Below are 8,842 nucleotides of genomic sequence, written 5' to 3'. Positions count from 1 at the left end.
GTATCTGAAAGCGGACCGCCCCGAATATCGAGACGATCGAGCGCGGTCAGCCGCGAGCGGTCAACGAAACGGCCAAGCTCAGCGTCGATATCGGCCAGAGCGAGGCCGGCTTCCATTATAAGAGTATCGTGACCCTGAATGGTCGTGACCTGCCGGCATCCGAATGGAGCCAGTCCTTCCCGACCCGCGACGAAGCCCGCGAAAGTGCCGCTTTCAGCGCCGGCCGGGATGTCGAACGTGCCATCGCCGGAAATACCGGCCCGAAAGCCGCCGCAACATCGAACACGAACCCTTATCTCCAAGTGCTCGATGAGATTGGGAAGAATGCCGCAAACCTCCCAAACACAGGAGAGTATAAGCAGCTATCACAACGGATCAGTGATCTCGCGGAGCGTGCGCGGGAACCGGGCGCGCTCAACGACAAGGCAACACAACAAGAAATCGCCTGGGCGATGGCAGACACCGAGCGGGCAACCGGGGTCAGGACGAATGTAGGAGACAATATCCGCGACCAGCTTCTCACGCTCGCGGTGACGATCCAGGGGTTGAGCGATCCGAGCGTCGTTCGATTGATGAAATACACGAACCGTCTGGATAGCCAGGACACAGTCGACCAGATCCGCGATTTTGCGGTCCGGGTCGCCCAGAACAACCCCCCGCAGGTGCAGTCTGGCGACAATATGGTCCTCGCCAAACTCGAACAACGCGTTCTCGACGAAAATCTCAACCAGATGACACAGCAGCAGACCCTTTCAGTCGAGAGGGGCGCGCGAATGGAGCAGGACAATCAGCTTAACCAGGAAGTCCGGCAGAACCGGACTGTCGAAGCGCGGGCTCAGACCGCACAGGCCCCGTCGGAAACAGCAGGGGCCGCTGCCGGACAGGGAACAACGCAGCGCCCCGTCGTGCAAGCCACCACAGCCAATGTCAAGGTCACGCCAGGCACATCGACCGGTCCCGGATGGTTGGAGGCAGTGGCCAATCGTGTGAAGGAATCGCCATTGTTCCGCGCCCCCGCCCCTCGGGCGAGCAACAATAACGGTTTCACCCACAACGCCGAAGCGGCACAAACCTCAGCACCCGCACCAACCCAGCCCGCCCCCTACGCTGATACCAGTTTCGATCATAAGGGTGCTGTTGCCGGCATTGAGCGGGAGCTCATCGTCGAAGGCGTCACCGAAGCCGCCGTCACAGCAGCACAGGCCCTGACCAGCCTGCGGCAGATGATGGGGGGTATTGGCCAGAAGATCGACGCTGCCGCTGAAAATGATCCCGGAGGCTACGCCAACGTCATGTCGGGCATGAAACCCGGCGGCCAATACGCCGAATTGCGGTCGGAACTGGATGCGCAGATCCAGCAGACCCAAGGCTTTGCCGGAACCTACCAGCAAGCCACCGCAGCCCTGGATCAATATGTGTCGAGCAGATTGGATGCGGAATCCTGGGTTCGCAGCAATGCCATGAAGGTCAGTGATCTCGATAAGGACCTCGCCCCCGTCGAAAAGGGGTTGTTCGAATCACTGCAAAAAACGCCCGGACTGACGTCGGGCTTGAGCATGCTTGAGGAAATGGCCACGAAATTTGGCGAGGCGATCGGGCAGATCATCGACCGGGCACGAACCGCCCTCGGCTTCGGTCCTGGCATGGGAAACGACCCCTCTCCCTCCTCCGCTGGACCACAGAACGAACAACGCCCCGGCCCGCGCCCCGGCTGATCCGCCTCACCCGCTTCGTTATTCCCGGACCCCGCACAGAGAGACCACCATGATAGGAAAAATTGCGCGACTTGCGAGGTTGATCCTGATCTCGTTCATCCTCACAGGAACGGTCGTCTTGCCCGCCTTCGCCGCGACCGGCGCGGGGTCCACCCAGACCGGCACTCAGGTCACATGGCAGCAACTGAACGCGCCAAACGATTGGGCCGGCGGGGTGATCAACGATTTGTTCCCGATCAACCTGACCGGCCAACAGACCGGCACACCCACTGCCGGAACCGGGATCGGCAACGAGCAGACGGTCATCGGGACCATGATGGGCTTGTTCAACGGCATCGTCGGTCTCATTGCGGCTGCCTGGTTCGCCTACGCGACCTTGATGGAGATCCATCGCGGTGCCGAAACCGGTGAAGTGCTCTCCGAACGGACCAGCTCATGGGTCGCACCCCGGATCGCCATGGCCGCGATCCTCATCATCCCGGTGGCCGGCGGGTTCAATGTCGGCCAGGCGGCCGTCGTGCAGATCGCCCAGTGGGGCGTCGGTATTGCCGATCTGGTCTATGATGCCGGGCTGACCGCCCTCGGTCCGGGTGCCCTGCCGATCGCCACCCCGCAAGTTCCGAACGCGCAGCGTATCGTCGCCGGCATGGTGGAGGACGAGGCGTGTCGGGATCTCATCAACGATGTCTCCGGCTCGAACACGCGGACACTGATCGTACCGGAACCCGCGCCGATCTTCCGGCAAAGCTCCTACGGCAGCGAATGGGGTATCCCATCGAGCATCGGCAGTGCGATCAGCAAAATCCCCTACATCGGACCTGAACTCAACGCCTTCGTGAACCCGGCGGTGGGCACCGGAGGCACGCTGATCTATCCCTTCTCCGCCACCAGTGGCGATAGCGGGGGAACGCCCGTCTGCGGCGAAATCACCCTGCGCACCCCTGCACCCACCAGCGGATCAGCACTGAATGCCACGGAAAATATCGCGACCGATCAGGAAGCGGCCCTCGACAAGGTATACTACGGCGACATCGAGCCCCAGGTTTCGACGATCATCGCCAATTATTTCCAGTCGGATAATCCCCAGCTCCTCACCGGTCTGATGAACGTCATGACCACCGCAACGTCAGACTATTCGAGCGTTCTCACCAAGGCCGCGTCCAGCGTCGTGAAGGAGGAGGGACAGAGCACGATCCAGAAGGAGAACCTCAATCAGATGAAGGCGCTGGGATGGAGTGGCGCCGGCGCGTATTTCATCCAGATCGCCGCGATGAACGGCCGCAACCTCAGCATTCTCGACAATACCGCCAGTGTCGCGGCACCCAGCTGGAGCGGACTCCCCGCCGATCTCAAATCCGATCTCGCCCAATACATGCCGCCGGTGACCAGCTTCCTGAACGAGATTCAGATCGATACCAATGTGGACGCCGGTGCTACCCCCCCGACCGCCCTGATCAGCAATCGCCCCTCATCGAGCGGGCTCGGGATCATCAACACCGTCTTCGATGCCATCGGCATCAACCGTCGGCTGTTGAACTTCGTGGCAACCGCCGTGCTGCCGACCAACGGTGAATGGTCCGATCCCTTCGTGCCGATGATCAATCTCGGCCAGCACATGGTCGAGGCCGGTATCTCCGCGATCGGGCTTTCCGCTCTGCTGAATACCAAACTCGGAACGGTTGCCGCGGTCGGGGGGCAAGCGCTTGTCGGCGACGAGGTCGGTGCGGTTGCGACGGCCGCGATGGCTGCCAGCGGTGTATTAAGCCGCTTGATCAACTTCATCTATTTTGTGTGCATTGGATTGATTTTTCAGGGGCTTATGCTCGCCTATGTGATCCCGATGATCCCGCTCGCCCTCTGGATCGCCCAGGTGATCAACTGGTTGATCCTGGTCTGCGAAGGCGTCATCGCAGTCCCGGTCTTTCTACTGGCTCATATGACGTATCGCGGCGATGGTTTCCACGGGGCCAATGCTAGCTACGGCTACAAGATGCTCCTGAACATCCTGCTTCGGCCCGTCGTGATGTTGTTCGGCTTGATGCTCAGCTATTTCATCTTCACCGCCGGGTCGTGGTTGATCTTCAACCTGTTCACGCTGGCCGCGGATTTTGTGTTCAATCAGGGAAACGTGGTGACCAATTTCTTCGGGCTCATGATCATGGTCTCGGTGATGGTGATCATGCTCACCACGCTGGCGATCCTGTCCTTCAGAATGATCTCGATGGTCACCAACATCATGCGGTGGGGCAACCTCGAACCGGCAGATCGAGTGGATGGCATGCAATTCGCTCGCGAGGCGACTTATGGCGGGGCTGAGGGTGCCGCCCGCTGGGTTTCCGGGAAGGCACCATACCAGATTGCCAATCTTGCCACGGGTTATGGCGGCTCCGGAAATAACGGGATGACACCGGGCGGGTATCTGCCATATAATAAATCAAGTCCTGGTGGATCAGGAGGCGGCGGCGCTGCTGCCGAGGTTGATTCCACACTGGCGGCGACCACCGAGGTCATTCCGCCGGCAGAGTGAAAGGAGTGCCTGCTATGAGTGATTACATGGCTATGCAGCTGGGCAGCATCAACGGAATCCTTGCGTCTGAACAAGCGCAGCGTCGGCTCGACGAGATGATTGCCTGGAGAAACAGGAATCAGAACGCTCCGCCTCAGGTCGACCCTGCTAGCTTCTACGACCTGATCAACCAGCATAATGCCCTGGTTGAAGACTTTAATCGGCAGAGCAAAGAGAATGCCAATCTAAAATGGCAACTTTTGCAGAAGGATGCCGTTGTCTCGAGGAAGAGTGTCGAAATCGAGAAACTGAAGCTCGATCTGATGGATGAACGGATCAAACTTCACGAAACCGAGTTCAAACTGCAACGCTCGGAACAACATGGGCTTCAGTGGGTCGAGACAATCGGCAAGTTCCTGAAAGCCTACCGGCATTATCGCCGTCTGCTCGGCATCAAGCGCGGCGACCCCTACGACGTTCCCGGCTACTGGTAAGGTCCCTCTGACCACCACCGAAAGGAGCGCCAACGGCGCTCCTTTTTCGTTCCAGCCCCGGAAAACCAGCCCTCCTCCACCCAAAAAAATTATGCGTGCAGTGGCGATAGCACCCGCCATGGTGGTCTCCTTCGAAGGAGATCACCCATGCGTCTACCCATCCTTGCCGTCATCCTGTCCTGCACCGCCCTCGCCGGCTGCGCCTCAGGTAACCTCAAAACCGAAGCAGATTACCACGCCCCGCCCGCGCGACCCGTCGCCGATCCCTCTTTCAACCCCTACGCCCCTTATGGCAGTACCCACGCCACCTGGGAGCCCCCAGTCCTCAATCGCTGGCAAACCATCGTCAAACCAAACGATCCCAGCGTCACCCTCACCCGTCCGGATTACGAAGCCGCTCCCTGGGCTACCGGCGCAAAATCCTCTGCCTTCAGCGCCACGTTCTGAGCCGTCGCAATGTCCGATCCAATCGAGCGCGTCGATATCGGCCGCGCCAGCCTCTATCGCGGCAACGCGCTCGATGTTCTGACCCAGATCGGGGCCGTCGATACCATCCTGTCCGATCCTGTCTGGCCGAACTGCCCCACAGGTCTCATCGCCGGCAGCGAAGATCCGCCACGGCTCTGGCAGGAAACCATGCGGGTCATGCGTATCCCCACCCGCCTGGTCGTGGTGCTGCGCGGGGACAGCGACCCACGGTTCCTTGCGCCGGTGCCGACCGCCCTGCCCTTCTTCCGCCTGATCCACCTGCCCTACACCATCCCGGCGTTCGTCGGGCGCAAACTCGGCCGCGACGAAATCGCCTATTGGTTCGGCGATCCAATCCGCCCTGGTCGCGGCCGCAACCTTATCCCCAGCCGCGCACCGGCCGCCCAGCCGACCGACGCAAGGACCAACGGCCACCCCTGCTCCCGCGCGCTGAAACATTTCGACTGGCTGGTCGAATGGACCAGCGATCCGGGCGAAACCATTCTGGATCCCTTCATGGGATCAGGAACCACCGGCGTCGCCGCCATGCGCCTCGGACGGCGTTTCATCGGGATCGAGATCGATCCCAAATGGTTCGATCTCGCCTGCCGGCAGATCGATCAGGCCGAACGACAGGGCGTCCTGTTCGACGGCCCCGCCATCCCCCGGCCGGGGCGGTCCAGAAATCCCACAGCAACCGCCGGCGTCACGCCCATGCTGCCGCTGCTGGATCGACGTCCACCGTAATCCGCTTTCTGGATGACCGACCCTGAAGAGCCTCAACCACCGTCGAGACACACCGTATCAGTCGGTCTTTCCCCGCGGCGGTAACCGGCGCGACCGGTTCGAAACGGGGCTGACCGTCATTCCCGCAATCATCCCTTCGAGCCTGCTGACCCGATCGCGGAGGTCCTGCACCACCACGGTCAGGTCGCGATTCTGTTCCGTTAACTGGGTCACCCGGTCATCAAGCAGAACGATCCGCCGCATCGCAGCGATCGCCTCCCCGTAAAGACTCACGGACGAGACGCCGATCGCGGGGCTTTCGGTGGAGAGGAACGTAAATGGGAAAGGTGCCGCGCGGTCTCGGCAATCGCGGCGTCGATCCGGCTCAGGGCGGCGGGATGCGTGTCCTCGAACAGGTCGAGCAGAACCCGCAATTCGGCAGCTTCAGCCTCAGAACCGATCTCATAAGCCGCGGCACCACGACGCATCAGCTCGCCGGCGGACATCCCGGCCGCGCGCGCCTTCGCGTCGATCGCCGCCCGCTCCTCCGGCGTCATCAGAACCAGCAATCGGGCAGATGCACTCATATCGACCCCCATAACCTATATAGGTTCCTATATAGATCGGGCAGGTCCGGCGATGCAATTGGAATCCGCTCAGCCCGGGGCCGGCTTGCGACCGAAATGCTCCCAGAACCGGCCCGCGGTGGGGCCAAACCGGAGATCTGCCGTCATGGTCACCGTCGCGCTGATCTTCGAACGCGCCGGCGCCACCTGAACCGGTCTCGCCATCGCCGCCAGCATCACCGGACTGCCCGGCCGAAACGGGGGCGGCGGCATCACAATCGCGGTCTCGGCCGATTTGATGCCGACCACAGGCTCATGAAGCCCCACGGACAGACTATGCAAGCGGACCTCGGCACGCGTGAGGGCGGCACGCAAGGCCACCAGGCGCATCCGCTCCTTCACGCGGGGTGAAACCTCACCCCGCATGGTCTCAATATCGAGGCCGGCCGATTGCAGCCGGGATAGAAGCCTGCCGAACGACGGGGGAACCGGCCCTGCCGCCAGCGGGATCATGACCGTCAGATCCTGGCGCCCCGACCAGGAGACCACCCGGGTCCGCTTGGTTACTGCGGCGGCTCCGGTTTTTTGGACAGGTGTTTAAGCTAAGGCTGGCCGGCCGAGAGAGGAGCCAGAGATGGGTGTAAAGAGGAAGCAGCACGGGGCGGAATTCAAAGCTCGTGTGGCGATGGCGGCGCTGTCGGGGGAGAAGACCCTGGCGGAGTTGTCGGCTGAATTTGGGGTTCATGCGACGATGATCAGCGCGTGGAAGCAGGAGTTGGTGAAGCGCGCAGGGGAATTATTCGAGCGCGGCAACAAGGCGGCCGTTGCCGAGGACGCACAGAAGATGATCGATGATCTGCACCGCAAGATCGGCCAGTTGCAGGTTGAACGGGATTTTCTTGCCGGGCAGCCCGCCATCTCCCGACTGCTGAGAGGCGGGCGATGATCGCGCCGAACGCGGAGCTGTCCATCAACCGGCAATGCGCCCTTCTGGGTGTTGCGCGCAGCAGTTTTTATCATCGTCCGCAGGCGGAGTCGGCGGAAGAACTCGATCTGCTGGCCCGTCTTGACCGGATTTTCACCGATCATCCGGTCTACGGCAGCCGCCGGTTGCAGGTAGCGTTGGGGCGAGAGGGAATTTCGGTCGGTCGCCGGCGGATCCGGCGCTTGATGAAAAAACTCGGCCTCTGCGCGGTCCGGCCAAAGCCCAACACAAGCAAGCCCAACCACGAGCACAAGATCTACCCCTATCTGCTGCGCGACAAGGTGATCGACCGGCCCAATCAGGTCTGGTCAACCGACATCACCTACATCCCGATGCGTCAGGGGTTTCTGTACCTGGTCGTGATCTTGGACTGGTCGACCCGGAGGGTTCTGGCATGGCGGTTGTCCAATACGCTCACGGTCGGGTTTTGTATCGAGGCGCTGCGTGAGGCGCTGGCGCGGTTCGGCAGGCCAGAGATTTTCAACTCCGACCAGGGATCGCAGTTCACCAGCGAGGAATTCACCAAGGTGCTGCGCGAGCACGGCGTGCAGATCAGCATGGACGGGCGCGGGCGCTGCCACGACAATATCTTTGTCGAGCGGCTCTGGTGGACGGTAAAGCATGAGTGGGTCTACCTGCGTCCGGCTGCGACCGGCATTGAACAAAAGCGCAGCCTGAGCGAATTCTTCGACTGGTATAACCGGCGACGACCGCACCAGGCGTTGAACTGGCAGACGCCGGACGAGGCGTATTTCGGGTCGACCGCTGCGGCGACGGCGAAGGCGGCGTAACCCGATGGAGGCGAGACGCTGTGAATTTGTGGACAGTCGGCTGCGCCGATCCCCGCCTGACCGCGAAGACGCGGTCCCCTGTGGACAAGCCGGGGAAAACGAAGGGTGTTTCCCCCGCCTTGCCCACAGGTCGGCGGCTGCCCACAAGCTTCACAGCGCCACAGCAACCGAAGGATTGATTCTGAATTTGTTTCCGGGGATCATGTTCACCACAAACCGGGAAACCAGCTTTAGCTTATTCTCCCCCGGAACCTGTCCAACCTACCGGCACCACCGCATACAGCCACTTGACGCGTGACATGATAATCCGCCGTCCGGGCCTTTACCCCAGGCACGCCCGGACCAGCGCCATGGCCTTGCCCATCTTCGCATTGATATCCGCCTGCACCGCCGCAGCCGTGCTCTTGTCAGCCTGAGCGGTGAGGGTCGCCATCATCCGGTCCGGACGGACAAGTTCGGTCGCCCGCCCCGAAACCGTCACAACCGTCGCCGCCTTCGCGCATCCCATGCCGCCGACCAGGATCGTCAGGATCAGCGCGGCCGGCAGGATGACCCTATCCACAACCCCTACCCCACCCGTCGAGGTCATCG

General features: G+C 61.6%; 9 protein-coding genes and 1 pseudogene. 6 read left to right on the top strand and 4 right to left on the bottom strand.

Translation table 11 applies throughout. The annotated features are described in order from the left end of the window. Nucleotides 1–128: 128 nt before the first annotated feature. The 5 genes from SIL87_RS02655 (at nt 129) to SIL87_RS02635 (ending at nt 5,930) form a co-directional block, all read left to right on the top strand. Nucleotides 129–1,715: a hypothetical protein gene (locus SIL87_RS02655; protein ID WP_319612701.1), complete on the top strand. Its 1,587-nt coding sequence runs from the start codon at nt 129–131 to the stop codon at nt 1,713–1,715. 49 nt (nt 1,716–1,764) lie between these two features. Beyond that, complete coding sequence (locus SIL87_RS02650; protein ID WP_319612301.1) at nt 1,765–4,242, top strand: DotA/TraY family protein; 2,478 nt, start codon at nt 1,765–1,767, stop codon at nt 4,240–4,242. Between the two features lie 14 nt (nt 4,243–4,256). Beyond that, nucleotides 4,257–4,715, top strand: a complete 459-nt coding sequence (locus SIL87_RS02645; protein ID WP_287995515.1) for a hypothetical protein — start codon at nt 4,257–4,259, stop codon at nt 4,713–4,715. 147 nt (nt 4,716–4,862) lie between these two features. Then, nucleotides 4,863–5,162, top strand: a complete 300-nt coding sequence (locus SIL87_RS02640; protein ID WP_287995518.1) for a hypothetical protein — start codon at nt 4,863–4,865, stop codon at nt 5,160–5,162. 9 nt (nt 5,163–5,171) lie between these two features. Beyond that, a complete protein-coding gene (locus SIL87_RS02635; protein ID WP_319612300.1) occupies nt 5,172–5,930 on the top strand; it encodes a site-specific DNA-methyltransferase in 759 nt (252 codons plus the stop codon). Nucleotides 5,931–5,987: 57 nt separating this feature from the next. Here the strand turns inward: SIL87_RS02635 and SIL87_RS02630 are convergent, their stop codons facing one another. From SIL87_RS02630 to SIL87_RS02620, 3 genes and pseudogenes are all read right to left on the bottom strand, one after another. Continuing rightward, complete coding sequence (locus tag SIL87_RS02630) at nt 5,988–6,203, bottom strand: hypothetical protein (protein ID WP_319612299.1); 216 nt, start codon at nt 6,201–6,203, stop codon at nt 5,988–5,990. Continuing rightward, nucleotides 6,200–6,496 carry a plasmid mobilization protein gene (locus tag SIL87_RS02625; RefSeq protein WP_319612298.1) on the bottom strand — a complete coding sequence of 99 codons (297 nt, stop codon included), beginning with the start codon at nt 6,494–6,496 and terminating at the stop codon, nt 6,200–6,202. Before SIL87_RS02625 ends, SIL87_RS02630 begins: the two co-directional genes overlap by 4 nt. A 69-nt stretch (nt 6,497–6,565) precedes the next feature. Further along, a pseudogene (locus SIL87_RS02620) lies at nt 6,566–7,027 on the bottom strand (SIMPL domain-containing protein); the annotation flags it as partial. Between the two features lie 82 nt (nt 7,028–7,109). Between SIL87_RS02620 and SIL87_RS02615 the strand changes: the two are divergent. Then, nucleotides 7,110–8,251 (top strand): IS3 family transposase gene (locus SIL87_RS02615; RefSeq protein ID WP_319612700.1). Its coding sequence is split into 2 segments (ribosomal slippage): nt 7,110–7,377 and nt 7,377–8,251, totalling 1,143 coding nucleotides; the frame shifts between segments, so codons are not numbered across the junction. 322 nt (nt 8,252–8,573) lie between these two features. Here SIL87_RS02615 and SIL87_RS02610 read toward each other — a convergent pair. Next, nucleotides 8,574–8,842: SIMPL domain-containing protein (locus SIL87_RS02610; RefSeq protein ID WP_319612699.1), on the bottom strand; the 269-nt coding region annotated here is incomplete at its 5' end.

It is taken from the genome of Acidiphilium acidophilum (genome assembly GCF_033842475.1).
In the GTDB taxonomy this organism is placed as follows: domain Bacteria; phylum Pseudomonadota; class Alphaproteobacteria; order Acetobacterales; family Acetobacteraceae; genus Acidiphilium; species Acidiphilium acidophilum.
Note: the sequence above shows the minus strand (reverse complement) of the source record. Positions and strands in the feature narration are given on the sequence as shown.

Excerpts from the sequence above, each read along its gene's own strand:
- SIL87_RS02650 (WP_319612301.1), top strand. The coding sequence starts at position 1,765 with ATGATAGGAAAAATTGCGCGACTTGCGAGGTTGATCCTGATCTCGTTC.
- SIL87_RS02645 (WP_287995515.1), top strand. The coding sequence starts at position 4,257 with ATGAGTGATTACATGGCTATGCAGCTGGGCAGCATCAACGGAATCCTT.
- SIL87_RS02640 (WP_287995518.1), top strand. The coding sequence starts at position 4,863 with ATGCGTCTACCCATCCTTGCCGTCATCCTGTCCTGCACCGCCCTCGCC.
- SIL87_RS02635 (WP_319612300.1), top strand. The coding sequence starts at position 5,172 with ATGTCCGATCCAATCGAGCGCGTCGATATCGGCCGCGCCAGCCTCTAT.
- SIL87_RS02625 (WP_319612298.1), bottom strand. The coding sequence starts at position 6,496 with ATGAGTGCATCTGCCCGATTGCTGGTTCTGATGACGCCGGAGGAGCGG.